Here is a 23369-nt window from a genome sequence, read left to right on the forward strand (position 1 = left end):
GCCATGCCGCACCCCATGCCGCACCCCACCCCGGCCCTCCCCATGCTCGCGCGCAACGTCACGCATTTCATGCGGCTGCTGCGCGATGCCGGCTTCGGGCTGTCGCCAGCCCACGCCGTGGATGCGCTCGACGCCCTGCGCCATATCGACATTGGCGCGCGCGGCGAGGTGCGTGCCGCGCTGGCCGCGCTGGTGCTGTCCGGCCCCGACCAGCGTCCACTGTTCGATGCCGCCTTCGACCTGTTCTGGCGCGACCCGGACTGGGAAGGCAAGATGCGCGCGATGCTGCTGCCGCGCGTCGATGCCGGCGCGCCGCCGCCCAAGCGCAGCAACCGGCTCGCCGATGCGCTTGCCGCGCGCCAGCCGCCGCCTCCGTCCCCCGGCCAGCCCGCCCGCGAGGAGCGCTTCACCGCCCCGCTGACGTTTTCCGATCAGGAGCGGCTGGCCCAGCGCGATTTCGAGACGCTGACCGCCGAGGAATGGCGCGCGCTCCAGCACCTCGTGCGTACGCGGCGTGCCCACCTGGCGCTCCAGCGCACGCGCCGGCTGCGAGCGGCTACCTGCGGCACCCACGCCGACCTGCGCGCCAGCGCGCGGCTGGCCGTGCGCCAGCATGGCGAATGGCTGCGCTGGAAATACCGCAAGCACGCCGAGCGCAAGCCGCCGGTGGTGCTGCTGCTCGACATCTCGGGCTCGATGAGCCAGTACTCGCGCGCGGTGCTGTACTTCTGCCACGCGCTGATGCAGTCGCGCGAGCGCATGCACGTGTTCCTGTTCGGCACCCGGCTGACCAACGTCACGCGGGCGCTGCGCGAGCGCGATCCCGACGAAGCCGTCGACCTGATCACCGGCCAGGTGCGCGACTGGGCCGGCGGCACGCGCATCGGCGCGGCGCTGGCGCAGTTCAACCGCCAGTGGGCACGCCGCACGCTGTCCGGCCGCGCCACAGTGCTGCTGGTCAGCGACGGCATCGACCTCGAACACATCGACCTGCTCGACGCCGAGATGGCGCGCCTGCGCCGTTTTGCGCACCGCATCATCTGGCTCAATCCGCTGCTGCGCTACGCCGGCTTCTCGCCGCAGGCGCGCGGCATGCAGGCCATCCTGCCGCACGTGGACGCCCTGCGCCCCGCGCACAACCTCGACAGCCTGTTCGCGCTCGAATCCCTGCTCGCGGACGACGCGCGCCGGCCCTTCATCCCAACCCCCAAAGGAAGCCCCCCATGGAGATGACCCAGACCCAGCGCCTGCCCGTGCCCCGCGACGTGGCATGGGGAGCCCTGAACGACACGGACGTCCTCAAGCAATGTATTCCGGGATGTGAGAGCATCGAGCCCGATGGCGAAAACGCCTACCTGCTGGCGATGACCGCCGCGGTGGGGCCGGTCAAGGCGCGCTTCAAGGGCCGCATGGCGCTGACGGACATCCAGGCGCCGGAAAGCTATACGATCCAGTTCGATGGGCAAGGCGGCGCGGCCGGCTTCGGCAAGGGCACCGCCCATGTTTCACTGGTGGATCAAGGCGACGAGACCGACCTGACCTATGTGGTGCACGCCCAGGTGGGCGGCAAGATCGCGCAGATCGGCTCGCGGCTGGTGGATGGCGCCGCGCGCAAGCTGGCCGAGGCCTTCTTCACGCGCTTCACCGAGGCGGTGAGCGGCGGCAAGGAAGCCGAAGGCCAGGACGTCAACGAGGAAGCCGACGCCGCGCAAGCGGACGGCGGCGATGAGCAACAAGGTAGCGAGAAGCGGAAACGATCATGGACAGCGTGGATCTCGAAGTCCTGAAGAGCAGCGTGCGGTGGCAACAGGAAGGCCACGGGGTATTGCTGGTGACGGTGGTCAGAACCTGGGGCTCGTCGCCCCGCCCCGAAGGCGCGATGCTGGCCGTGCGCGATGACGGCCTTGTGGTCGGTTCGGTCTCGGGCGGGTGCATCGAGGACGACATCATCGACCGCGTGCGGCGCGAGGGCATCCACGCCAGCCGCCCGGAGGCGATCAAGTACGGCATCAGCGCCGAGGAAGCCCACCGCTTCGGCCTGCCCTGCGGCGGCACCATCGAACTGGTGGCGGAGCCGCTCAAGGCCGCCAGCGGCATCGCCGACCTGCTCGACGCCGTGGAGAGCGGCCGGCTGGTCGCGCGCACGCTCGACCTGGCCACCGGCGCCGCCACGCTCGGCCCCGCCCAGGCCACGGACGGCCTGGCGTTCGACGGTGACAAGCTGCTGACCATCCACGGGCCGCGCTACCGCATGCTGGTGATCGGCGCCGGGCAGTTATCGAAGTACCTGTGCCAGATCGCCGTGGGGCTGGGCTTCCATGTCACCGTCTGCGACCCGCGCGAGGAATACACCGAGACGTGGGACATCCCCGGCGTGGCGATGGTACGCACGATGCCCGACGACACCGTCATGGACATGAAGCTCGACGAGCGCAGCGCGGTGATCGCGCTCACGCACGACCCCAAGCTCGACGACCTGGCGCTGATGGAGGCGCTGCGCACGCCTGCCTTCTACGTGGGCGCGCTCGGCTCGCGCCGCAACAACCATGCGCGCCGCGAGCGCCTCAAGGAGTTCGACCTGACCGAACTCCAGTTGGCGCGGCTGCACGGCCCGGTCGGCATCTATATCGGCAGCCGCACGCCGCCCGAGATTGCCATCTCGATCCTGGCCGAGGTCATCGCCGCCAAGAACCACGTTTCGCTGCCGGACATCCTCCAGGTGGAAGGTGCCAAGGCCGCACGCGAGATCGCGGCGGGCGAGGCGGAATGTCCTGTGCTGCCCGCCACGGCCACGGCGACGGCCACGCAATCATGAAGAAGCCCGCACGCGCCCCGCTCACGCCGACCGACCTGCCGGTCGGCATCCTGCTCGCCGCTGGTTTCGGCAAGCGTTTCGATGCCACCGGCACGCGCAACAAGTTGCTGGAGGTACTGCCCGATGGCCGCACCGTGGCGTGGCGCAGCGCGCGCACGCTGGCGGCGGCCCTGCCGAATTCGATTGCGGTAGTGCGGCCCGGCAACGCGGCCCTGGCCGAAGAACTGCGGCGCGGCGGCTGCCGCGTGGTGGAGGCGCCCGATGCCGAGGCCGGCATGGGCGTGGCGCTGCGCGCCGGTGTGGCGGCGACTGCCGAGGCACGCGGCTGGGTGGTGGCGCTGGCGGACATGCCGTGGCTGCCGATGGAGCTGGTCCGCGCCGTGGCGCTGACCATCACCACGCCGGAAACCATCGCCGCGCCGTGGCGCGACGGCAAGCGCGGCCACCCGGTCGGCTTCGGCGCCGCCTGGCGCGATGCCCTGCTGAAGCTGGACGGCGACGAAGGCGCACGCGCCTTGCTGACCGACCAGCCGGTCACCCGCATCCTGACCGAGGACGACGGCCCGTTCCGGGACATCGACACACCGGGCGACCTGGCCCCGCGCGGCAAGTAACCAAGCCGGCGGGCGGCGGCTCAACCGCCCTCGGTCTCCATCAGCGTCCGCAGGTATTCCCGGCTCCACCAGTGCACGTCCTGCTGGCGGATGCGCTCGAGCAGCTTTTCATGCCGCGCCCGCCGTTCCGCCAGCGGCATGTGCAGCGCCTGCTGCACCGCCTGCGCCGTGGCGCGCGTGTCGTAGGGGTTCACCAGCAGCGCTTCCTTGAGTTGCTCCGCCGCGCCGGCAAAGCGGGACAGCACCAGCACGCCCGGATCCTCCGGGTCCTGCGCGGCGATGTACTCCTTCGCCACGAGGTTCATCCCGTCGCGCAGCGGCGTGACCAGCGCCACGCTGCTGGCGCGGCACAGCCCCGGCAGCCGGCGGCGCGAGGTGGAGCGGTGGATGTAGCGCACCGGCATCCAGTCCAGTTCCCCATACTCGCTGTTGATCGCCCCGGTGATGCCCTCCATGTCGCGCCGCAGGTCGGCGTAGGCATCGACCGATTCGCGCGAGGGCGCCGCGATCTGGATCAGCGTGGCGCTGGAGCGGTTCTCGGGGTACTCCGCCAGCAAGACCTGGAACGCCTTGAGCCGCTGCGGCAGCCCCTTCGAATAGTCGAGCCGGTCGATGCCGAGCAGCAGCCGGCGCCGCGCGTACTGGTGGCGCATCATCTCGTAGGTCTCGCGCGCCTCGTCGCCGCGGCCCAGGTCGATGAACTCGTCCACGTCGATGCCGATCGGGAACGCCTGCGCGCGCACCGTGCGGTGGAAGGCGCGGAAGCGGTACTCGCCCATCGGCTCGGCGCTGGCCTCGCCCTGCACGTAGCGGGAGAAGTGGTCAAGATCGGCCTGGCTCTGGAAGCCCAGCAGGTCGTAGGCGAACAGCGCCCGCATCAGCCACTCGTGCTGCGGGATGGCCGCGAGGATCAGCGGCGGTGGCAGCGGAATATGGAGGAAGAAGCCGATGCGCTGGCTGCAGCCGATGGCGCGCAGCTCCGCCGCGAGCGGGATCAGGTGGTAGTCGTGGATCCAGATCACGTCGTCCGGCTTGAGCAGCGGCGCCAGCTTGCGCGCGAACAGCTGGTTCACGCGCCGGTAGGCGTTCAGGTTGCCGCCCGCGTCGAAGTCGGCCAGATCGAGCCGGTAGTGGAACACCGGCCAGAGCACGCCGTTGCTGTAGCCCAGGTAGTAGGCGTCGTAGTCTTCCCGGCTCAGGTCCACCGTGGCCAGCGTCACGTTGCCGGCCTGCGAGATGTGCAGCTCGCCCTCGCCCGGTGTGCCGCCGTGGCTGGGTTCCACCGCGCGACCGCTCCAGCCGAACCACAGGCCGCCGGTCTTGCTCAGCGCCTCCGAGAGCGCCACGGCCAGGCCGCCCGCCGCGTGGTTGCGCGGATCGGCGACCCGGTTCGATACCGCTACAAGTCTTCCCATAGATCGCTTCTTGTTGTTGCCAATCCTGTCGTCAGATCACCGAATCCCACGGGGCAGATAGCCGCATGGCGCCGTTGATCAGGCCGACCATCGAATAGGTCTGGGGGAAATTGCCCCACATCTCTCCGGTGACCGGGTGTGTGTCTTCCGAGAGCAGCCCCAGCGGGTTGCGCGAGGCCAGCATGGCCTCGAAGATCTCGCGCGCCTCGTCGCGGCGGCCGATGCGGGCCAGCGCGTCGATGCGCCAGAACGTGCAGATGTTGAACGCGGTCTCGGGCTTGCCGAAGTCGTCGGGCGCCTCGTAGCGGCGCATGTACGGGCCGTCGCAGAGCGAGGCTTCCAGCGCCTTGACCGTGGAGACGAAGCGCGGGTCCTTCGGGTCGATGAAGTTGACCTCGGCCATCAGCAGCACGCTGGCGTCGAGTTCCTTCCCGTCGAAGCTCTCCGCGAAGGCCTGGCGCGACTCGTTCCAGGACTCGTCCAGGATCTGCTTCTTCATGCGGTTGGCGTGGTCGTGCCAGTAGGCGGCGCGCGCCGGCTGCCCGAGCGCCTCGCCCACCTTGGCCAGCCGGTCGCAGGCGGCCCAGCTCATCAGCGCCGACGAGGTGTGCACGCGCGCCCGGGTGCGCAGCTCCCACATACCTGCGTCCGGCGTGCCGAACACGCGCACGGCCTGCTCGCCGACTTCCTCCAGCCGCGCATACTCGGCCGGCCCGCCCCGGTGCAGCAGGCGATGGTCGTGGAAGGCCTGCGCGGCGCCGAGCACCACGTTGCCGTAGACATCGTGCTGGAAATGCTCCTGCGCCTGGTTGCCCACGCGCACGGGCCCCATGCCGCGATAACCGGGCAGGTGATCGAGAATGCTCTCCGGCAGTTCGCGCTCCAGCCCGATGCCGTACAGCGGCTGGATATGGCCGTCCTGCGACTGCATCACGACGTTGGAGAGCCAGCGCAGGTAGTCCTCCATCGTGCCGACTTCGGACAGGCTGTTCAGCGCGCGCACCACGAAGAAGGCGTCGCGCAGCCAGCAGAAGCGGTAATCCCAGTTGCGGCCACTGCCGGGCGCCTCCGGCATGCTGGTGGTCATGGCGGCGACGATGGCGCCGGTTTCCTCGTACAGCGACAGCTTGAGCGTGATGGCGGCGCGGATCACCGCCTCCTGCCACTCGCGCGGGACCGCCAGGCGGCGCGTCCAGAGCCGCCAGTAGGAGGTGGTTTCCTGCTCGAAGTCCCGCGCAGTTTCCTCCACGCCCTGCGCCAGCGTCTCGTCCGGGCCGAGGATGAAGTTGTAGCCGCGCGTGACCAGAAACGGCGTGTTCGAGAGCACGTAGGCCAGCGGCGCGTCCGTGGTCATGCGCAGCGTCATGTCTTCGCCGATAAAGCGCGCATGACTGCTCCCGCGCGTCATCTGCGGCTTGTTGCGGCCCCAGTTGAAGCGCGGCGCCACGGTCACGCGCACGCGCGGCGCGCCGCGCACCGGGCGGATGCGCCGCACCAGCGTCAGCGGCCGGAAATAGCGGCCAAGGCGGAAGAAGCGCGGGCAGAAATCGGTGATTTCGAGGCAGTTGTCGTGCTTGTCGATCAGCTGCGTGCGCAGGATGGCCGTGTTCGGCTCATACCATTGCTTGGCTTCGAGGAAGTCCTCGATCTCGATGGCCCAGTGGCCAGCGTTCTCGCTCGGGTCCAGCAGGGCGTTGAAGACCGGGTCGCCGTCGAAGCGCGGCATGCAGCACCAGACGATGCGGCCCCGGCCGTCGATCAGCGCCGAGAAGCCACAATTGCCGATCATGCCGAGCGAGAGCGACGGGTCGGCGTAGCGGCACGAGGTGTCCGAGTCGGTGTTGATTGCCGGCGCCTCGGGCTGTCGCCCGACGTTGGCGGCATCGGCGGCATCTGTGTGATCAGTGGCAGGCTGGTTCACAACAAATCCTCCCTTAGGGTCGGTGTGATGGGGGGCGCCTGGGGCGCGGCGTCGCGGGTGGCCATCCAGTGCGTCAGCGCATGGGCCGATTCGTGCAGCCAGCCCCGCAGGGCGTCCGGGTTGGGCAGCACCGCCGTGGCGGCGGTGGCGCGCTGGCCCACCAGCAGGCCCACGCCGCCCAGCTCGCGCACGACGACGAAACCGGCCTCGTCGGTCACGTCATCGCCGGCAAACAGTGGCATGCGGCCCGCGAACGGCGGCGAACGCATGAAGGCGGCGATGGCATCGCCCTTGTCCACGCCGGCCGGCTTGATCTCGACGACCATCTTGCCGGGCAGCGCCTCCAGCCCGGTGGCGTCGCGCAGCACGTCGGCCACGGCGGCCCGCACCAGCGGCTCCAGTTCCGGCACCTGCCGGTAGTGGATGGCCACGGCGACCGATTTCCGTTCCAGTTGCAGGCCGGGGTGACGGGCCACCAGCGCTTCCAGCTTCGGCAGCAAGGCACCGATGCCGGGCGCCGGCGGCGTGACGACCCGTTCGCCGCCATTGCGGAACTCCGCGCCGTGAATCCCGGCGGCGGGCAATCGCAACGGTTGCAGGAAGTGGTCGAGCTCGGCCACGGGTCGGCCCGAGACGATGGCCAGCGCGCCGTCCAGGCAGGTATGCAACGCACGCAGCGTGCCAACCAGTTGCGGCTCTACCTGCACCAGGTCAGGGCGCGGCGCAAGGTCGGCCAGCGTGCCGTCGAAGTCCAGGAACAGCGCGGTATGGGGTTCGATTAGGGGTAGCGGGGGCATCGCGTTAAACCGTAACACGTGTGTTTGACGAGCGTCCACCCGATGCTGTCCTACATCGCGGCCCGGCCCGGCTGTGGCGCATTCGGCACCCGCGCCGGCACACCACGCGCCAGCACGGCGCTGCCGGGCACGTTCCGCCCGCGTCACGCCAGCGCCGCCCGGATGGGCGCCATCCATTATCATTGGCGGTTTCCGCCGAATTTTCCGGCTTTTTTTGCCCGCGCCCCTGCCGCGCCCCTGCCCTGCCCATCATGACCGCCAAGACCGCCAAGACTGCAAAACCCGCCAAGCCAGCCCGCGCCGCCAAGGCCCCCCGCGCCGCCGCGCCCGACTACCTGCGCAAGATCCTCACCGCCAAGGTGTACGACGTCGCCCAGGAAACCGAGCTGACCTACGCGCACGCGCTGTCGGCCCGCACCGGCAACGCGGTCTGGTTCAAGCGCGAGGACACCCAGCCGGTGTTCTCGTTCAAGCTGCGCGGCGCATACAACAAGATGGCGTCGCTGACGCCTGACGAGCTGAAGCGTGGCGTGATCGCCGCTTCCGCCGGCAACCACGCGCAGGGCGTGGCGTTGTCGGCAGCGCGGCTCCAGTGCAAGGCGATTATTGCGATGCCGACGACCACCCCCCAGGTGAAGATCGATGCGGTGCGCGAACGCGGCGGCGACTGGGTCAAGATCGTGCTGCACGGCGAGTCCTACAGCGACGCCTACCAGCACGCGGCGGCACTGGGGCTGAAGCAAAAGCTGACCTTCATCCACCCGTTCGACGATCCCGAAGTCATCGCCGGCCAGGGCACCATCGCCATGGAGATCCTGCGCCAGCACCCGGGCCCGATCCACGCCATCTTCGTGGCGATTGGCGGCGGCGGGCTGATCTCGGGCGTGGCGGCCTACGTCAAGGCCGTGCGGCCGGAGATCAAGGTGATCGGCGTGCAGACCTTCGACTCGGACGCGATGAAGCGCTCGGTGGAAGCCGGCAAGCGCATCGAACTGAAGGATGTGGGGCTGTTCGCGGACGGCACCGCCGTGAAGCTGGTGGGCAAGGAAACCTTCCGCATCACGCGCGAACTGGTGGACGAGATCATCCTGGTGGACACCGACGAGATCTGCGCCGGCCTGAAGGACGTGTTCCAGGACACCCGCAGCATCCTCGAGCCATCCGGTGCGCTGGCCGTGGCCGGCCTCAAGCGCTACGCCGAGCGCGAGAAGCTCAAGGGCGAGCAGCTCGTGGCGATTGCCTGCGGCGCCAACATGAACTTCGACCGCCTGCGTTTCGTGGCCGAGCGTGCCGAGGTGGGCGAGGCCCGCGAGGCCGTGTTCGCCGTGACGATTCCCGAGGAGCGCGGCAGCTTCAAGCGCTTCTGCGAGCAGGTAGGCACGCGCAGCGTGACCGAGTTCAACTACCGCATCGCCGACCAGGGCGTGGCGCACATCTTCGTGGGCGTGCAGATCGCCGACCGCGCCGAGAGCGACAAGATCGCCGCCAACTTCCGCCGCCATGGCTTCGACACACTCGACCTCTCCAACAACGAGCTGGCCAAGCAGCATATCCGCTACATGGTGGGCGGCCGCTCGCCGCTGGCGCACGACGAACTGCTGTTCCGCTTCGAATTCCCCGAGCGCCCGGGCGCGCTGATGAAGTTCCTGTCGAGCATGAGCCCGAACTGGAACATCAGCCTGTTCCACTACCGGAACCAGGGCGCCGACGCCTCCAACATCCTGGTGGGTATCCAGGTGCCGAAGAACGAGAAGCGCGCCTTCCGCGACTTCCTTTCCACGCTGGGTTACGTACACTGGGACGAGACCGACAACCCGGTCTACAAGCTGTTCCTGTCCTGAGATCGCGATCATGACGCTCCCCGAACACTCGCCGCTGGGCAAGCCCTCGGCCTACAAGACCGAATACGACCCGACGCTGCTGTTCCCGATTCCCCGGCAGCCCAAGCGCACCGAGATCGGCCTGGCCGAAGGGCGCGCGCTGCCGTTCTTCGGCGTGGATATCTGGAATGCCTACGAGGTGTCCTGGCTGAACCTGAAGGGCAAGCCGCAGGTGGCGCTGGCGACCTTCATCATTCCGGCCGATACGCCGAATATCGTCGAGTCGAAGTCGTTCAAGCTGTACCTGAACTCGTTCAACCAGAGCAAGGTCGCCTCGGCCGAGGCGCTCCAGCAACTGCTGCACCACGACCTCTCCGAGGCCACCGGCGGCACGGTGCAGGTGCGGCTGGTCACCGAAGCGGACCTCGGCACGCAGAAGATGGGCGAGCTGGACGGGCTGCTGCTGGACCGCCTGGACATCGAGACCGACATCTACGAGCCGGACCCGACCCTGCTGTCGGCCGATCAGGACGAGACGCCGGTGGAGGAATCGCTGGTCTCGCACCTGCTCAAGTCGAACTGCCTGGTCACCGGGCAGCCGGACTGGGGCAGCGTGCAAATCCGCTACGTGGGTGCGCCGATCGACCAGGAAGGGCTGCTCAAGTACCTGATCTCGTTCCGCAACCACAACGAGTTCCACGAGCAGTGCGTGGAGCGGATCTTCGCGGACGTGCTGCGCATGTGCAAACCGGTGAAGCTGGCCGTCTATGCGCGCTACACCCGGCGCGGCGGGCTGGACATCAACCCGTTCCGCACCAACTTCAACACGCCGTGGCCGGACAACCGGCGCAACGCGCGCCAGTAAGGCAAGCCGCCAGTCAGAACTCCGCGTGCGCGCGGATGCCGTAGAACTTGGCGGGTCCGCGATCCCGGTTGTAGCCGGGATTGCGGATGTACTGGAAGTCCGGGCTCAGGCTCAGGGTCTTCCAGACCGCGAAACTGTAATAAATCTCGAACACTTGCTCCGGGCCGTAGCGCAGCGCGCCATCGCCCAGGAACGCGCCCAGGCCGCCCGCCGCCAGGTAGTTGCGGTGCGATGAGCCGAGCATGTTCGCCGCCACCGCCACGCCCACCTCGTCATTGGGCCGCCCCCAGGCCTTGCCTTTCAGCGTGCCGCCGCCGGCCACCTGCCGGCCGATCTCGGTGAAGGCGTAGGTCTCGGTCTTGTCGTCCGACATATTGGCGCGGAAGAACACCCCCAACGCATCGGTCACCTCCTGCACCATCGCCACGCCGATGCCGAGCTTGCTGTGCTCGCGCCGCACGGCGGCGAGGTCCGGCGTCACCCCATTGGCCTGCCCATAAGCGATGGCGTCGTTGAACGACCCCATACTGGCCTTGTTCCGCCACAGCAGCAGCCGCGCCTGCCCCGGGCGGCCGGCCAGCGTGTAGCGCTTTTCCAGCTCGAGGACGTCGCCGTAGTGCTCGAACAGCCGCGTGTCCAGCTCGCGCCCGTTCGACTCCAGCGGCAGCAGGAAGTGGCCGAAGCGCGCCGACCAGCCATCGCCAATGTACTCCAGCGCCGCGCCCCAGTTATAGCCGCGCGAATCGGCCGGATAGTCGAACGAGCCGTGCGTCATGAACGACCAGTTCATGAACTGCGTGCGGGGGTCCGAGCCGTAGGGGTTCTGGTCGAATACGTCGATCACGCCGAAGTTGCCGGCGGTCAGCACCACGCGGCGCTTGTCCACGGTGCGGGCGAACTGGTTGAAATCCGATTCGAGTTTTTCGTCCCCGCCGCCCAGGCCCCAGGTCTGGCGGATAAAGGCGCGCGCGCGATAGAACTTCGGGCTGGTGCTGGCCGTCTTGGCCAGCTCCCCGTTGGACAGCCCACCCAGGCCATGCAGGTCCGAGAACGGCACGCCCTGCGCCACTTCCGGGTTGAAATGGAACTCGGCGCCCTGCCACAGCCGCAGGCCAAGGTCGAGCGTGCCCGTGAACGAGTAGCTCTTGGCGCGCTCGGTGGTCAGGCTGTTCTCGCCCGAGTACGCGGCGCCGAAGGACGGCTTGCGCTGCCAGATATAGGTGGTCTGCCCGTGGATGGCGAACGGGCTTTCGGTGTCGGGCTCGGCAGCGGCAACAGGGGCGGCGGCGGCGTCCTGGGCGAACGCGGCCGGCGCAGTGGCCAGCATCGCCCAGGCAAGGCCGGCGCAGGCCATCAGTCGGAAACGCGGCATCGGGAAATTCGGCTGGGACGGATGCGCCACAGCGGCCATCCGAGACTGGCGCGAAGCATAGCCAACCGCTTCTGACGTGTCTACCGCGATTGCTGCAACGCAACAAGAAAGGCACGGTTCCCCCATCCGGCGACTTTGTAACGCGCCTTGAATTAATTAATTCGAAAATTAATATTCAGCCGATACGAAGTGCCACGCCCATGCCGACCAAGCCACCATCCCCAACATCCACACCCAGCCCTGACGCCCGGCGCCCGGGGCGCCCCGCCGCCCGCGCCGATGCCGGCCAGCGCGACCGCCTGATCGAGGCGGCCGTAACCCTGTTCGCCCGGCATGGCGTAGCCGCCACATCGACCAAGGCAATCGCCGCCGAAGCCGGCGTGACCCCGGCGCTGGTCCACTATTACTTCCGCGAGCGCGAGCAACTGCTGGAAGCCGTGTTCGAGGAACGGCTGCTGCCGCTGGTCGATCAGGTCTTCAGCGGCGCCCCGCCCGCCGGCGAGGGGTCGCCACCCGATGTCGGCACGCTGATCCAGGGCCTGGCGGGGCGGCTGATCCGGGTGGCGTCGGCCACGCCGTGGTTCCCGGGGCTGTGGATCCGCGAGATCGTCGGCGCCGAGGGCCAGTTGCGCGAACGGCTGGTGCAGCGCGTGGCCATGCAGCGCGCCACGCTGATCACCGGCCCGTTGATGGCGGCGCAGGCGCGCGGCCAGCTCAATCCTGGCCTGGAGCCGGCGCTGGTCATGGTCTCGCTGATCGGCCTCACGCTGCTGCCGCTGGCCACCACCCATATCTGGCAGCGCCTGCCCGGCGCGGAAGCCATCGACACCGACACGCTGGTGCGCCACGTGACCGCCCTGCTGGCCCACGGGCTGTCCGCACCTGCATCCCCCTCGTCGACCTAACGCCATGGAGCCGCGCATGCCCTCCCGCCTTCCGCAGTGCCTCCTGCAGTGCCTCCTGCAGTGCCTCCTGCTCGCCGCCTGCGCCGCGCTGGCCGCCTGCAGCAACGACAAGCCCGTCACCTGGCAAGGCTATGTCGAGGGCGAATTCGTCGCCGTGGCGTCGCCCTTCGCGGGGCGGCTGGAAAAGCTGACCGTCGATCGCGGCCAGCAGGTCGCCGACGGCGCGCCGTTGTTCGTGCTCGAATCCGACGACGAACGCGCCGCGCGCCAGCAGGCCGCCGAGCAGGTGCGCGTGGCCGAGGCGCAACTGGCCGATATCCAGATCGGCAAGCGGCCCGTGGAAGTGGCCGTGAACCAGGCCCAGCTCGCGCAGGCCCGCGCCCAGGCCACGCGCAGTGCGGCCCAGCGCAAGCGCGACGAGGCGCAGTTCGAGATCGGCGGCATCTCCCGCGCGCAGCTGGACGAGACCCGCGCCACCGCCGATGCGGACGCGGCGCGCGTGCGCGAACTGCAACGGGACATCGACGTGGCCCGCCTGCCCGGCCGCAAGGACCAGCTCGCCGCCCAGCAGGCCCAGGTAGAGGCCGCGCGTGCCGCGCTGGCGCAGGCCGAATGGAAGCTCTCGCGCAAGTCGGTCAACGCCACGGCGGCCGGACTGGTCTACGACGTGCCCTACCGCCCCGGCGAATGGGTGCCTGCCGGCAGCCCCGTGGTGCGCATGCTGCCGCCCGGCAACGTCAAGGTGCGCTTCTACGTGCCCGAGGCGGCGGTGGGCGCGCTGAAGAACGGCCAGTCGGTGCAGATCCGCTGCGACGGCTGCGCGGCGCCTGTCGCAGCGAAGATCACCTATGTGTCGAACGAGGCCGAGTTCACGCCGCCCGTCATCTACAGCAACGAAACGCGCCGCAAGCTGGTCTTCCTGATCGAGGCCCGCCCCACGCCCGAGGACGCCCCCAAGCTGCGCCCCGGCCAGCCCGTGGAGGTGGCGCAGTCATGAACGGCACCGAGGATCGCGCCAACGGCGCGCTGGCGATCGACGTCAAGGGGCTGAACAAGCGCTTCGGCGACAAGCACGTGGTCAACGACCTGACCATGCAGGTGGCGCGCGGCGAGATCTTCGGCTTCCTCGGCCCGAACGGCAGCGGCAAGACCACCTCCATCCGCATGATGTGCGGGCTGCTGACGCCGGACTCGGGCTCGGGCACCTGCCTGGGCTTCGACATCCTGAAGCAGGCCGCCGAGATCAAGCGCAACGTCGGCTATATGACGCAGCGCTTTTCCTACTGGGAAGACCTGTCGATCCGCGAGAACCTCGACTTCGTCGCCCGCGTCTACGCCATGCCCAATCGCCGCGAGGCCGTGGACCGCGCGCTGGAAGACCTCGGCCTGCAATCGCGTGCCGCGCAGCTCGCCGGCTCGCTGTCGGGCGGATGGAAGCAGCGGCTGGCGCTGGCGGCGTGCCTGCTGCACGAACCCCAGCTGCTGCTGCTCGACGAACCCACCGCTGGCGTCGATCCCAAGGCCCGGCGCGACTTCTGGGAGCAGCTCCACCAGCTCGCCGCGCGCGGCATCTCGGTGCTGGTCAGCACGCACTATATGGATGAGGCCGAGCGCTGCCACAAGCTCGCCTATATCGCCTATGGCCGGCTGCTGGCGCAGGGCACGTCGGCGGAGGTGGTGGCCAGCCAGGACCTGGCCACGTGGAGCGTGGAGGGCGATGACCTCGCCGCGCTCTCCGCCCAGCTGCAGGGCCAGCCCGGCGTGGACCAGACCGTGGCCTTCGGCACGGCGCTGCACGTCACCGGCAAGGACGCCGGCCAGCTCGAGCAGACGCTGAAGCGCTACGCCGGCGCGCATCACCGCATCCACCTGACCGAAACCAGCCTGGAGGACGTGTTCATCCACATGATGAGCGGCGCGCAGGACAACATGGCCGCGCAGCCGGGCAAGTCCGCCAAGCCAGCGAAGGGGCAATCGTGAGCGCCAACGCCCGCTTCTCCGTCCAGCGCTGGTGGAGCATCGTGCTGAAGGAGTTCCTGCAGCTGCGGCGCGACCGCATCACCTTCGGCATGATCGTCGGCCTGCCGATCATGCAGCTGCTGCTGTTCGGCTTCGCCATCAACAGCGACCCGCGCCATATGCCGACTGCGGTGATCGTCGCCGAACATAGCGACTTCTCGCGCACCTTCGTCCACGCGCTGGAGAACACCACCTATTTCCGCGTGGTGCGCACCCTGCCGGACGAGGCCGCCGGGCGCGAGGCGCTGCTGCGCGGCGACGTGCAGTTCGTGGTCAGCATCCCCACCGATTTCTCGCGCAAGCTGCTGCGCGGCGAGCGCCCCGAGATCCTGGTCGAGGCCGACGCCACCGACCCCTCGGCCACCGGCCCGGCGATCGGCGCACTGGCGCAGCTGCCGGTCAGCGTGGCGCGCATCGACCTCAAGGGCGCGCTGGCCCCGCTGGCCGGCGGCAAACCCGCCTTCGACGTCAACGTGCAGCGCCTCTACAACCCCGAGGGCATCACCCAGTACAACATCGTCCCGGGCCTGATGGGCGTGATCCTGACCATGACGATGGTGATGATGACCGGCCTGGCGATGACCCGCGAACGCGAGCGCGGCACGATGGAGAACCTGCTCGCCACGCCGGTGCAGCCGCTGGAGGTCATCTCCGGCAAGATCGTGCCGTACATCTTCATCGGCCTGATCCAGTCCACCATCATCCTGCTGGCGGCGCGTTATGTGTTCCAGGTGCCCTTTCTCGGCTCGGTGGTGGGCGTGTACCTGGCGGCGCTGCTGTTCATCGCGGCCAACCTGACGGTGGGCATCACGCTGTCCTCGCTGGCCAAGAACCAGCTCCAGGCGGTGCAGCTCACGTTCTTCTACTTCCTGCCCAACATCCTGCTGTCCGGCTTCATGTTCCCGTTCGCCGGGATGCCGACGTGGGCGCAGTGGATCGGCAACGTGCTGCCGATGACCTACTTCAACCGGATGATCCGCAGCATCCTGCTCAAGGGCAGCGGCTGGCTGGAGTTGTGGCCGAACGTCTGGCCGGTGGCGCTGTTCACGGCCATCGTCATGACCATCGCGGTGCGCTTCTACAAGCGCACGCTCGACTGAGGGGATGCCATGCGAGTCTTCTCGCTTGTCCTGTTGCTCTCGCTGGCCGGCTGCGCGGTCGGCCCCGATTTCAAGTCCCCCGATGCCGTGCCCGACGCGCGCTACACGCCGGGGCCCCAGCCGGTGGCGACCGTGCCGGCCCTGGGCAAGTCCCAGTCCTTCGTGCCCGGCGACCCGCCCCAGCAATGGTGGACCCTGTTCGGCAGCGACAAGCTCGACGCCACCGTGCGCGCCGCGCTGGAAGCCAGCCCCACGCTCACGCAGGCCCGCGCGCGGCTGCGGGAGGCGCAGGAGAACCTCAACGCGCGCACCGGCGCCACGCGGTTTCCCACTGTCGATGCCTCGCTCAACGCCACGCGCCAGCAGGTGGACCTGACCTCGGTCGGCATCACCCAGTTTCCCAGCCCCGGCCCCTTCACGCTCTACAACGCGAGCGTGCAGGTCTCCTACGCGCTGGACCTCTTCGGCGGGCAGCGGCGCGAACTCGAAGGCCTGCAGGCGGCTGTCGATTACCAGCGCTACGAACTCGAGGCCGCGCGGCTCTCGCTGGCCGCCAATGTGGTGACGGCGGCGATCCGCGAAGCCGGGCTGCGCGCCCAGCTGGCCGATACCGTGGCGATGGCCGACGCGCAGCGCCGCCAGCTCGGCATCATGACCGAGCGCCTCAAGGTAGGCGGCGTGGCGCGCGTGGACGTGCAGCGCCAGCAGGCCGAACTGGCGCAGACGCAGGCGCTGATTCCGGGCCTCTCCCAGCAGATCGATGTCACGCGCCACCAGCTGGCTGTCTACATCGGCCAGACCCCGGCCAGCGCGCAGTTGCCCGAATTCGGCCTCGCCGACCTGACCCTGCCCGAGACCCTGCCCGTCAGCCTGCCCGCCGAACTGGCCCGCCGCCGCCCCGACATCCGCGCGGCGGAGGCGCTGCTGCATCAGGCATCGGCCGATATCGGCGTGGCCACGGCCAACCTCTATCCGCAGATCACGCTGACGGCCAGCGGCGGCACGCAGGAGATGCGCGCGCGCGACCTGTTCAGCAGCATGAATGTGTGGAGCCTGGCGGCCGGCGTGGTCCAGCCCGTGTTCCATGGCGGCGAGCTGCGCGCCCGCAAGCGGGCCAAGGAGGCGGCCTACGAGCAGTCGCTCGGCGCCTACCAGCAGGCGGTGCTGCAAGGCCTGCAGAACGTGGCCGATACCCTGCGCGCGCTCGACGCCGACGCCGCCACGCTCCAGGCCCGCGAGGACAATGCCCGCCAGACGCGCGGCACGCTGGCCATCGTCACGGAGCAATACCGGCTCGGCGGCGTCAGCCAGTTCACCCTGCTGGACGCCGAGCGCCAATCCCGCCAGGCCGCCCTCGACCTGTCCCAGGCCACCGCCGCAAGGCTGGCGGACTCGGCGGCACTGATGCAGGCGCTGGGCGGGGGGTGGGAGTGACTGACACGCCTGCCCTCTCCCCCGGCCCCTCTCCCGCAAGCGGGCGAGGGGAGACCCCAGACAGCCTTTGATAGGCCCTCGGTTAGCTCCCCTCTCCCTCTGGGAGAGGGGCCGGGGGAGAGGGCCAGCGCTTCAGCGAAGTCCAGCCGCCAAAAACCCCCTCAACCGCCGAACCCCCTCATCCAGCCGCTCCACGTCACACGCATAGCACCAGCGCACGAAGCCCTCGCCCTCATCCCCGAACGCGCTGCCGGGGGCCAGGCCGAGGTGGGCTTCGCGCACCAGTTGCTTGCAGAGCGCGAGGCTGTCCGTCGCGCCGGCCAGCTTGAAGAAGACGTACATCGCGCCTTCCGGGGCGTGGGCGTCCACGCCCGGGAGCGCCGACAGTGCGCCCACGAGGTGATCGCGCGCGCCGCGCAGGCGCTGCACCAGATCCTGCGTGAACGCCTCGCCTTCGGTCACCGCCACCACGCCGGCCTCCTGCACGAAGGACGGCGCGCAGGAGGTGTTGTATTCCACCAGCTTGCCGAGGTCGTCCATCAGCGCCGCCGGCAGCACCATCCAGCCGAGGCGCCAGCCGGTCATCAGCCATGCCTTGGAGAACGAATTGACGGCAATCACGCGAGCCTCGCGCGGGGCGATGTCGAGGAAGGACGGCGCGATGGTCCCTTCCGGGCCGTAGTAGAGCCGTTCGTAGACCTCGTCGGCGATGATCCAGATGCCGTGCCGCTGGCAGTGGTCGAACACGGCCTGCTGGGCGGCGCGCGGCATGACCCAGCCGGTGGGATTGTTCGGCGAATTGATCATCACCGCGCGCGTGCCCGGCGTCAGCGCGGCGAGCAGCTTGTCCAGGTCGAGCGCCCAGCCGTGTGGGCCGTAGTCCAGCGTCACCGTCTCCACCGTGGCGCCGAGGATGCGCGGGATCTCGACGAGGTTGGGCCAGAGCGGCGTCACGGCCACCACGCGGTCGCCGGGGCCGGTGACGAGTTGGGCGGCCAGCATCAGCGCGTTGACGCCGGCGCTGGTCACGGCCACGTTGCCGACCGGCGTGTCGCCATGCAGGCGGCTCACATAGCCGGCCAGCGCGGCGCGCAGCGGCGGAATGCCGAGGTTGTGGGTGTAGAACGTGGCGCCGGACGCCAGCGCCTGGCTGGCGGCATCCCGGATAAATGCCGGCGTGACCTGATCCGACTCGCCGAACCAGAACGGCAGTACATCGGGCAGGCCGATGCCCGCGTTGGCCACCTCGCGGATGCGCGACGCGCGCAAGCCGCGCACGGTGTCTCGCGCCAGCGGCGCGGTGGCAGGGGAAACAGGCGGCTGGGACATCGGTGCTCCGGGGGTGAGGGACGATGAAGCCGCCAGCGTAGCGGAAACGGCGAAAGTCGTCAGTCTGCGAACCGCTCGCGCAGTTGCGCGGCCGTCATCGCCCCATAGCCCAGCCCGCCCAGCGGCGACGCCACGGCGCGCAGCAGCGCCGCATTGTCCGGCGCCGTAGCGCCATCCGGCAGGGCCATGTTGTTTTCGAAGCCGATGCGCGCGTGGCCGCCGAGCATCACGGCGGTGGCCGCGCAGTCGGCTTCCTGCTTGCCGAACGCGCAGACGGCCCATTCCACGCCGGTGCCTTCCAGGCCGGTCTCGCGCCACGCGGCGAGGAACGGCAGCAGGTCCGCCGGCGTCGACTTCTGTCCCGCCGAATAGCGGCCCAGCACGAACAGCACCCAGTGGCGCCCGGCCGGGATCGCCCCGCTTTCGCGCAGCGCGGCGTAGCGGTGCACGTCGGCGGCGTCGTAGAGGATGTACTGGGCCACCACGTGCTCGCGGTGCATCCAGCCGAAGAACTCGGCGGCGACCGGCAGCGCGGCGGGGTCCGGCACCAGTTCGCGCACGGCCACGGACGCCGCCTCGGGGCGCAGCGCACGGACGGTGGCGATCTGCTGGGCCGGCTGGTAAATGCCGACGGCCTCGGTGGTCAGTTGCAGGACCAGCGCGTCGCCCACGGCCTGCCGCACCGCCGCGATGGCCGGCGCGTAGTCGGCCACCTCCAGGCTGTGCGTGCCATCGGCGCGACGCACGTGCAGGTGGATCATGGCGGCGCCGGCCTCCACGCATTCGCGGGCGCATTGCGCCAGCTCGTCCGGGGTCATGGGCAGCCGCGCGTGATCCGCGTGGGTCTTGCGGGCGCCGTTGGGCGCCACGGCCAGCGCGAAGGGACGGCGCAGGATGTCTTCAGTCATGGGGGTATCTCAATCTCAAGCGGGCAGGACCACGCGCACGGCCTGCGCGAAACGGTCCACGATATTGTCGATGTCCGCCGCCGTGCAGATGAAAGGCGGCGCAAACAGCACATGATCGCCGTGCACGCCATCGACGGTGCCGCCCATCGGATAGACCAGCACGCCGTGCGCCATGCACGTGCGCTTGAGCGCCGCGTGGGTCTTGCGGGCCGGGTCGAGCGTGGCCTGGGTGGCGCGGTCGGCCACGAACTCCACGCCGACGAACAGCCCGCGCCCACGCACATCGCCCAGATTCGGATGATCGCCCAGCGCCTCGCGCAGCCGCGCGCGCAACTGCTCGCCACGCGCCAGCACGTTATCGAGCAGATTGTCCTCGGCGATGGTCTGCTGCACGGCGAGCGCCGCCGCGCAGGCCGTGGCGTGGCCGATATAGGTATGGCCGTGCTGGAAGAAACCGCTGCCGCCGACGATGGCCTCGTAGATGCGGCGCGTGGACATCATCGCGCCAATCGGCTGGTAGCCGGCGCCGAGGCCCTTGGCGATGGTGACGATGTCCGGCACCACGCCGTCTTCCGCGCAGGCGAACAGGTGGCCGGTGCGGCCCATGCCCGACATCACCTCGTCGAGGATCAGCAGCACGCCGTACTTGTCGCACACGGCGCGGATGCGCTTCAGGTAGTCGCCCACCGGCGGCACCGCGCCGGCCGTGGCGCCGACCACGGTTTCGGCGACGAAGGCGGCCACGCTCTCCGGCCCCAGTTCGAGGATCTTGGCTTCGAGTTCGTCCGCCAGCCGTTGCGCATACTGGGCGTCCGTCTCGCCGGCGGCCTGGTCGCGGTACGCATAGCACGGCGACACATGGTGGGCGGGCACCAGCAGCGGCAGGAACGGCTCGCGCCGCCACGCGTTGCCGCCAATCGCCAGCGCGCCGAGCGTGTTGCCGTGGTAGCTCTGGCGGCGCGCGATGAAGTGGCGGCGCGCCGGCTGGCCGGTCTCGACGAAATACTGGCGCGCGAGCTTCAGCGCCGCCTCCACGGCCTCAGAGCCGCCCGAGACGAAGTAGACGTGATCGAGATCCCCCGGCGCGGCCTCGGCCAGCGTGCGCGCCAGTGTCTCGGAGACTTCCGTGGTGAAGAACGAGGTGTGGGCGTAGGCAAGCGTATCCACCTGCGCCTTGATGGCCGCCACCACGCGCGGGTGGCCGTGACCGAGGCACGACACCGCCGCGCCGCCCGAGGCATCCAGGTAACGGCGGCCGGTGCTGTCGATCAGCTCGATCCCCTGGCCGCCAACGGCGACGGGCATGGTTTGCTTGGGATTGCGATGGAATACGTGCGTCATGATGGAAGAAGCTGTCCTGTGCGGGGCGCCGAGATCAGGTGCGAGTATAGGAACAAGCGCACCCTCTTTGCAACATGTGTTTCATTGATCGATGAAAAAGAAACACTCGATCCAGCAATCGACGTGGGGACGGGGCGCCGACCTGTGCAACAATCGTTGCATTCCGCGTTCCGCCATCGCCCATGTCTCCTGACACCACCCCTGCCTCGCCCCTCTCGCTGGATGCCCTGCTGACCCAGCTCCGTGCCGATTTCCCGACGCTGAGCGCGCAGTTCCAGAGCGGCGCGCGCTACCTGCTCGACCATCCGCACGACATCGCGCTCCACTCGATGCGCAAGGTGGCCGCCAACGCCGGGGTGCAGCCAGCGACACTTGTGCGGCTGTCGCAGTCGCTCGGGTTCGAAGGCTGGCAGGGCCTGCGCGAGCTGTTCATGGAGGCGATGCGCGACCAGGGCGCGCAGCCCTACGCCAAGCGGGCGCGCAAGGTGGTGAAGGAGAGCGGCTCCAACCGGATGCTGGCCGAGATGATCGAGGTGCAGCATCACAACCTGGACGCTCTGCTGGCCAACAACGCCGAGACGCTGCCGCAGGCCGCCGACCTGCTCGCGGCGGCGCCCAATGTCTACGTGGCCGGCTTCCGCTCGTGCTTCCCGATCGCGTTCACGTTCCACTATATCTACCGGCTGTTCCGCAGTTCGGTGCATCTGGTGCGCGGCGACGCCGGCACGCTGGAGATGGAGCTGCGCGCGCTGACCGCCAAGGACGTGGTGCTGGTCACCGCCTTCGCGCCGTACTCGCAGGAGAGCCTGCGCGTGGCCTCCGCCGCGCGGGAGGCCGGCTGCAAGGTCGTGGCGCTGACCGACAGCACGGTGGCGCCCATCGCGCTGGAGGCGGACTGCACGCTGCTGTTTGCCATCGACAGCCCATCTTTCTTCCCGTCGATCACGGCTGGCGTGGCGATGGTCGAGGCCTTGGTCGAGCAACTGCTGGCCCGCAAGGGCAAGGGTGCGATCCGCGCGCTGGAGCAGACCGAGGGCCAGCTCCACCGCACCGGCGCCTACCTGCCCGCCCAGCGCGGCTAAGCCGGCCGTCTTTCGGACTTATTCGAACGCCTCGTCGTTGGGGCTGGCGTAGGCCTTCTTCATCGGCTCGCTGAGCGGCAGGTCGAAGCTGATGTTCTTGGGCGGCACCGGCTTGGCGAACCATTTGGCGTACAGCGTGTTGATCTCGCCGCTCTTGATCAGGCCGCTGATGGCGCCGTCCACCACCTGCTTGAAGCCGGGATCGTCCTTGCGCAGCATGAACGCGTAGGCCTCGAACGACTGCGGCGTGCCGACCACGGTCCAGTCGCCGGGGTTCTGCGCCAGCGTGCGGGCGCCGGACAGCAGCACGTCATCCATCATGAACGCGGCCACCCGGCCCGACTGCAGGATCAGGAAGGACTCGCCGTAGTCCTTGGCGCTCTGGATGGTGATATTGGCCTGCTTCTCGTCGTTGAGCTTGCGCAGGATCCGCTCCGAAGTCGTGCCGGCATTGGTCACCACGGCCTTGCCCGACAAATCGCCAAAGTCATGGATCGGGCTGCCCTTCTTCACCAGCAGCCGCGTGCCGGCCACGAAGAACGTGGTCGAGAACGCCACCTGCTGCTGGCGGGACTTGAGGTTCGTGGTGACGCCGCACTCCAGGTCCACCGTGCCGTTCTGCACCAGCGAGATCCGGTTCTGCGAGGTCACCGGCACCATGCGCACCTGCAGGCTGGCCGCGCCCACTTCCTTCTTCACGCTATCGATCACCCGGTCGCAGATGTCCTGCGAGAAGCCGATCACCTTCTGGCTGGCGTCGTAGTACGAGAACGGGATCGACGAGGTCCGGTGCCCGATCGAGATCGTGCCGGACGACTTGATCTTGGTGAGCGTCGGGCTGGCGGCCACGTCGACCGCGAAGGCCGGGGCTGCGGTGGCCAGGACGGCGGCGGCAGCGATCAGGCGCAGCACCGGGCGGACGGAAATCGACTTGGACATGGAAAACACTCCTGTTTGAATGGATGCGTCAGGTGTTGCAATGCTAGGCATTGAGCAACAAGTGTTCCATCATGGATTACCATGAAACAAATGTGTTATTCCCGGGGATGGTGCAACAAAGGAGCGAGAAGGGAGCCACAAGCGGGGCAGCCGGAAAGAAAAACGCCCCGGGTCGGGGCGTTGGTGGCACAGCGTTGGGATGGCCGGGAAATGCTGCGGCGCAGCAGTTCTACGCCCCGCACTTCTCCTTGAACGTCTTCTGCAACTGCCGGCGGCTGCGGTCGCGCTCGACGGACAGCACGTCGTTGCCCTGGCTGTTTTCCACCGGCGCGCCTGACTTGTAGCTGCGCTTGGGTGTCTCGTTCATCTGCGCCATCAGTTGCTGGCATTCGGCGTCGTCGATGGTCTGCTGGGTGGGCGCGGCGGCGCCGGGCGGGCGCGGCATGGGGCGGTAGGGCGACTCGCCTTCCTTCACGGCATCGCCAATCACGTTGTCGATGGCGGCCGTGCCGCCGGGCTGGGGCGGATTCTGGGCATAGGCCGGGAGGCAGGCACCCAGCGCGAGGAGAACGACGGCATGGCACTTCACTGCGGCAAGGCAACGGCTCGGCATGACGAACTCCTTCCCTGTGGTCGGTGCTGCCATGGTAACGCCTAACGCGTCCGGACGGCCCCAAGGGCGACCGGGGGTGC

General features: G+C 69.0%; 21 protein-coding genes. 12 read left to right on the forward strand and 9 right to left on the reverse strand.

Annotation, left to right across the window (positions count from 1 at the left end):
- The first annotated feature begins 3 nt into the window (after window positions 1-3).
- The 4 genes from AC1DP9_RS16030 to AC1DP9_RS16045 are packed head-to-tail and all read left to right on the forward strand — an operon-like array spanning window position 4 to window position 3429.
- On the forward strand, window positions 4-1233 hold the full coding sequence (locus tag AC1DP9_RS16030) for a vWA domain-containing protein (protein WP_477107871.1): 1230 nt from the start codon (window positions 4-6) through the stop codon (window positions 1231-1233).
- Window positions 1224-1787: an SRPBCC family protein gene (locus AC1DP9_RS16035; protein ID WP_441591658.1), complete on the forward strand. Its 564-nt coding sequence runs from the start codon at window positions 1224-1226 to the stop codon at window positions 1785-1787. The genes AC1DP9_RS16030 and AC1DP9_RS16035 overlap by 10 nt, the downstream gene beginning before the upstream one ends.
- Window positions 1760-2815 carry an XdhC family protein gene (locus AC1DP9_RS16040; RefSeq protein WP_092291783.1) on the forward strand — a complete coding sequence of 352 codons (1056 nt, stop codon included), beginning with the start codon at window positions 1760-1762 and terminating at the stop codon, window positions 2813-2815. Before AC1DP9_RS16035 ends, AC1DP9_RS16040 begins: the two co-directional genes overlap by 28 nt.
- Complete coding sequence (locus tag AC1DP9_RS16045; protein WP_144203130.1) at window positions 2812-3429, forward strand: nucleotidyltransferase family protein; 618 nt, start codon at window positions 2812-2814, stop codon at window positions 3427-3429. Before AC1DP9_RS16040 ends, AC1DP9_RS16045 begins: the two co-directional genes overlap by 4 nt.
- Window positions 3430-3449: 20 nt before the next feature.
- On the opposite strand, the gene AC1DP9_RS16050 is transcribed toward AC1DP9_RS16045, so the two are convergent.
- The 3 genes from AC1DP9_RS16050 to otsB form a co-directional block, all read right to left on the reverse strand.
- Window positions 3450-4844, reverse strand: coding sequence for an alpha,alpha-trehalose-phosphate synthase (UDP-forming) (locus AC1DP9_RS16050; RefSeq protein WP_092291779.1), 1395 nt, complete (start codon window positions 4842-4844; stop codon window positions 3450-3452).
- A 31-nt stretch (window positions 4845-4875) separates the two neighbouring features.
- A complete protein-coding gene (locus AC1DP9_RS16055; protein ID WP_477107890.1) occupies window positions 4876-6633 on the reverse strand; it encodes a glycoside hydrolase family 15 protein in 1758 nt (585 codons plus the stop codon).
- 128 nt (window positions 6634-6761) lie between these two features.
- A complete protein-coding gene (gene otsB, locus AC1DP9_RS16060) occupies window positions 6762-7562 on the reverse strand; it encodes a trehalose-phosphatase (RefSeq protein ID WP_477107872.1) in 801 nt (266 codons plus the stop codon).
- 251 nt (window positions 7563-7813) lie between these two features.
- Here otsB and ilvA point away from each other — a divergent pair, with 251 nt between their 5' ends.
- Window positions 7814-9403: a threonine ammonia-lyase, biosynthetic gene (ilvA, locus tag AC1DP9_RS16065; RefSeq protein WP_454756797.1), complete on the forward strand. Its 1590-nt coding sequence runs from the start codon at window positions 7814-7816 to the stop codon at window positions 9401-9403.
- Window positions 9404-9413: 10 nt separating this feature from the next.
- Window positions 9414-10247 carry an NADPH-dependent 7-cyano-7-deazaguanine reductase QueF gene (queF, locus tag AC1DP9_RS16070; RefSeq protein ID WP_092291773.1) on the forward strand — a complete coding sequence of 278 codons (834 nt, stop codon included), beginning with the start codon at window positions 9414-9416 and terminating at the stop codon, window positions 10245-10247.
- A 13-nt stretch (window positions 10248-10260) separates the two neighbouring features.
- On the opposite strand, the gene AC1DP9_RS16075 is transcribed toward queF, so the two are convergent.
- Entirely contained in the window at window positions 10261-11619 is a 1359-nt protein-coding gene (locus AC1DP9_RS16075) for a carbohydrate porin (protein WP_477107873.1), read from the reverse strand.
- A 200-nt stretch (window positions 11620-11819) separates the two neighbouring features.
- Between AC1DP9_RS16075 and AC1DP9_RS16080 the strand changes: the two genes are divergently transcribed.
- From AC1DP9_RS16080 to AC1DP9_RS16100, 5 genes are read left to right on the forward strand one after another with little or no spacing between them, the layout of a single operon-like run.
- Window positions 11820-12524 carry a TetR/AcrR family transcriptional regulator gene (locus AC1DP9_RS16080; protein WP_477107874.1) on the forward strand — a complete coding sequence of 235 codons (705 nt, stop codon included), beginning with the start codon at window positions 11820-11822 and terminating at the stop codon, window positions 12522-12524.
- A 16-nt stretch (window positions 12525-12540) separates the two neighbouring features.
- On the forward strand, window positions 12541-13521 hold the full coding sequence (locus AC1DP9_RS16085) for an HlyD family secretion protein (RefSeq protein ID WP_477107875.1): 981 nt from the start codon (window positions 12541-12543) through the stop codon (window positions 13519-13521).
- Window positions 13518-14504, forward strand: a complete 987-nt coding sequence (locus AC1DP9_RS16090) for an ABC transporter ATP-binding protein (RefSeq protein ID WP_441591647.1) — start codon at window positions 13518-13520, stop codon at window positions 14502-14504. Before AC1DP9_RS16085 ends, AC1DP9_RS16090 begins: the two co-directional genes overlap by 4 nt.
- Entirely contained in the window at window positions 14501-15643 is a 1143-nt protein-coding gene (locus tag AC1DP9_RS16095; RefSeq protein ID WP_441591645.1) for an ABC transporter permease, read from the forward strand. The genes AC1DP9_RS16090 and AC1DP9_RS16095 overlap by 4 nt, the downstream gene beginning before the upstream one ends.
- A 9-nt stretch (window positions 15644-15652) precedes the next feature.
- On the forward strand, window positions 15653-17077 hold the full coding sequence (locus tag AC1DP9_RS16100; RefSeq protein WP_477107876.1) for an efflux transporter outer membrane subunit: 1425 nt from the start codon (window positions 15653-15655) through the stop codon (window positions 17075-17077).
- A 132-nt stretch (window positions 17078-17209) separates the two neighbouring features.
- Here AC1DP9_RS16100 and AC1DP9_RS16105 read toward each other — a convergent pair whose 3' ends face one another.
- The 3 genes from AC1DP9_RS16105 to AC1DP9_RS16115 are packed head-to-tail and all read right to left on the reverse strand — an operon-like array spanning window position 17210 to window position 20655.
- Entirely contained in the window at window positions 17210-18406 is a 1197-nt protein-coding gene (locus AC1DP9_RS16105; RefSeq protein WP_477107877.1) for a pyridoxal phosphate-dependent aminotransferase, read from the reverse strand.
- A gap of 59 nt (window positions 18407-18465) precedes the next feature.
- Window positions 18466-19314 carry a beta-keto acid cleavage family enzyme gene (locus AC1DP9_RS16110; RefSeq protein WP_218158018.1) on the reverse strand — a complete coding sequence of 283 codons (849 nt, stop codon included), beginning with the start codon at window positions 19312-19314 and terminating at the stop codon, window positions 18466-18468.
- A gap of 15 nt (window positions 19315-19329) precedes the next feature.
- The gene (locus tag AC1DP9_RS16115; RefSeq protein WP_092291759.1) at window positions 19330-20655 is read right to left on the reverse strand and encodes an aspartate aminotransferase family protein; all 1326 of its coding nucleotides are present in this window, start codon (window positions 20653-20655) and stop codon (window positions 19330-19332) included.
- A 182-nt stretch (window positions 20656-20837) separates the two neighbouring features.
- On the opposite strand from AC1DP9_RS16115, the gene AC1DP9_RS16120 reads away from it, so the two are divergent.
- A complete protein-coding gene (locus tag AC1DP9_RS16120) occupies window positions 20838-21737 on the forward strand; it encodes a MurR/RpiR family transcriptional regulator (RefSeq protein WP_092291757.1) in 900 nt (299 codons plus the stop codon).
- A gap of 18 nt (window positions 21738-21755) precedes the next feature.
- On the opposite strand, the gene AC1DP9_RS16125 is transcribed toward AC1DP9_RS16120, so the two are convergent.
- Window positions 21756-22676, reverse strand: a complete 921-nt coding sequence (locus AC1DP9_RS16125; protein ID WP_454756792.1) for a glutamate/aspartate ABC transporter substrate-binding protein — start codon at window positions 22674-22676, stop codon at window positions 21756-21758.
- A 229-nt stretch (window positions 22677-22905) separates the two neighbouring features.
- Window positions 22906-23289 carry a hypothetical protein gene (locus tag AC1DP9_RS16130; protein ID WP_092445234.1) on the reverse strand — a complete coding sequence of 128 codons (384 nt, stop codon included), beginning with the start codon at window positions 23287-23289 and terminating at the stop codon, window positions 22906-22908.
- Window positions 23290-23369: the final 80 nt, after the last annotated feature.

The sequence above is a fragment of the Cupriavidus sp. 01L43 genome (assembly GCF_056399925.1).

Coding starts and splice junctions, on each gene's coding strand:
- AC1DP9_RS16030 (WP_477107871.1), top strand. CDS start 4: ATGCCGCACCCCATGCCGCACCCCACCCCGGCCCTCCCCATGCTCGCG.
- AC1DP9_RS16035 (WP_441591658.1), top strand. CDS start 1,224: ATGGAGATGACCCAGACCCAGCGCCTGCCCGTGCCCCGCGACGTGGCA.
- queF (WP_092291773.1), top strand. CDS start 9,414: ATGACGCTCCCCGAACACTCGCCGCTGGGCAAGCCCTCGGCCTACAAG.
- AC1DP9_RS16120 (WP_092291757.1), top strand. CDS start 20,838: ATGTCTCCTGACACCACCCCTGCCTCGCCCCTCTCGCTGGATGCCCTG.
- AC1DP9_RS16085 (WP_477107875.1), top strand. CDS start 12,541: ATGCCCTCCCGCCTTCCGCAGTGCCTCCTGCAGTGCCTCCTGCAGTGC.
- ilvA (WP_454756797.1), top strand. CDS start 7,814: ATGACCGCCAAGACCGCCAAGACTGCAAAACCCGCCAAGCCAGCCCGC.
- AC1DP9_RS16100 (WP_477107876.1), top strand. CDS start 15,653: ATGCGAGTCTTCTCGCTTGTCCTGTTGCTCTCGCTGGCCGGCTGCGCG.
- AC1DP9_RS16075 (WP_477107873.1), bottom strand. CDS start 11,619: ATGCCGCGTTTCCGACTGATGGCCTGCGCCGGCCTTGCCTGGGCGATG.
- AC1DP9_RS16130 (WP_092445234.1), bottom strand. CDS start 23,289: ATGCCGAGCCGTTGCCTTGCCGCAGTGAAGTGCCATGCCGTCGTTCTC.
- AC1DP9_RS16080 (WP_477107874.1), top strand. CDS start 11,820: ATGCCGACCAAGCCACCATCCCCAACATCCACACCCAGCCCTGACGCC.
- AC1DP9_RS16115 (WP_092291759.1), bottom strand. CDS start 20,655: ATGACGCACGTATTCCATCGCAATCCCAAGCAAACCATGCCCGTCGCC.
- AC1DP9_RS16125 (WP_454756792.1), bottom strand. CDS start 22,676: ATGTCCAAGTCGATTTCCGTCCGCCCGGTGCTGCGCCTGATCGCTGCC.
- AC1DP9_RS16090 (WP_441591647.1), top strand. CDS start 13,518: ATGAACGGCACCGAGGATCGCGCCAACGGCGCGCTGGCGATCGACGTC.
- AC1DP9_RS16105 (WP_477107877.1), bottom strand. CDS start 18,406: ATGTCCCAGCCGCCTGTTTCCCCTGCCACCGCGCCGCTGGCGCGAGAC.
- AC1DP9_RS16040 (WP_092291783.1), top strand. CDS start 1,760: ATGGACAGCGTGGATCTCGAAGTCCTGAAGAGCAGCGTGCGGTGGCAA.
- AC1DP9_RS16055 (WP_477107890.1), bottom strand. CDS start 6,633: ATGATCGGCAATTGTGGCTTCTCGGCGCTGATCGACGGCCGGGGCCGC.
- otsB (WP_477107872.1), bottom strand. CDS start 7,562: ATGCCCCCGCTACCCCTAATCGAACCCCATACCGCGCTGTTCCTGGAC.
- AC1DP9_RS16045 (WP_144203130.1), top strand. CDS start 2,812: ATGAAGAAGCCCGCACGCGCCCCGCTCACGCCGACCGACCTGCCGGTC.
- AC1DP9_RS16110 (WP_218158018.1), bottom strand. CDS start 19,314: ATGACTGAAGACATCCTGCGCCGTCCCTTCGCGCTGGCCGTGGCGCCC.
- AC1DP9_RS16050 (WP_092291779.1), bottom strand. CDS start 4,844: ATGGGAAGACTTGTAGCGGTATCGAACCGGGTCGCCGATCCGCGCAAC.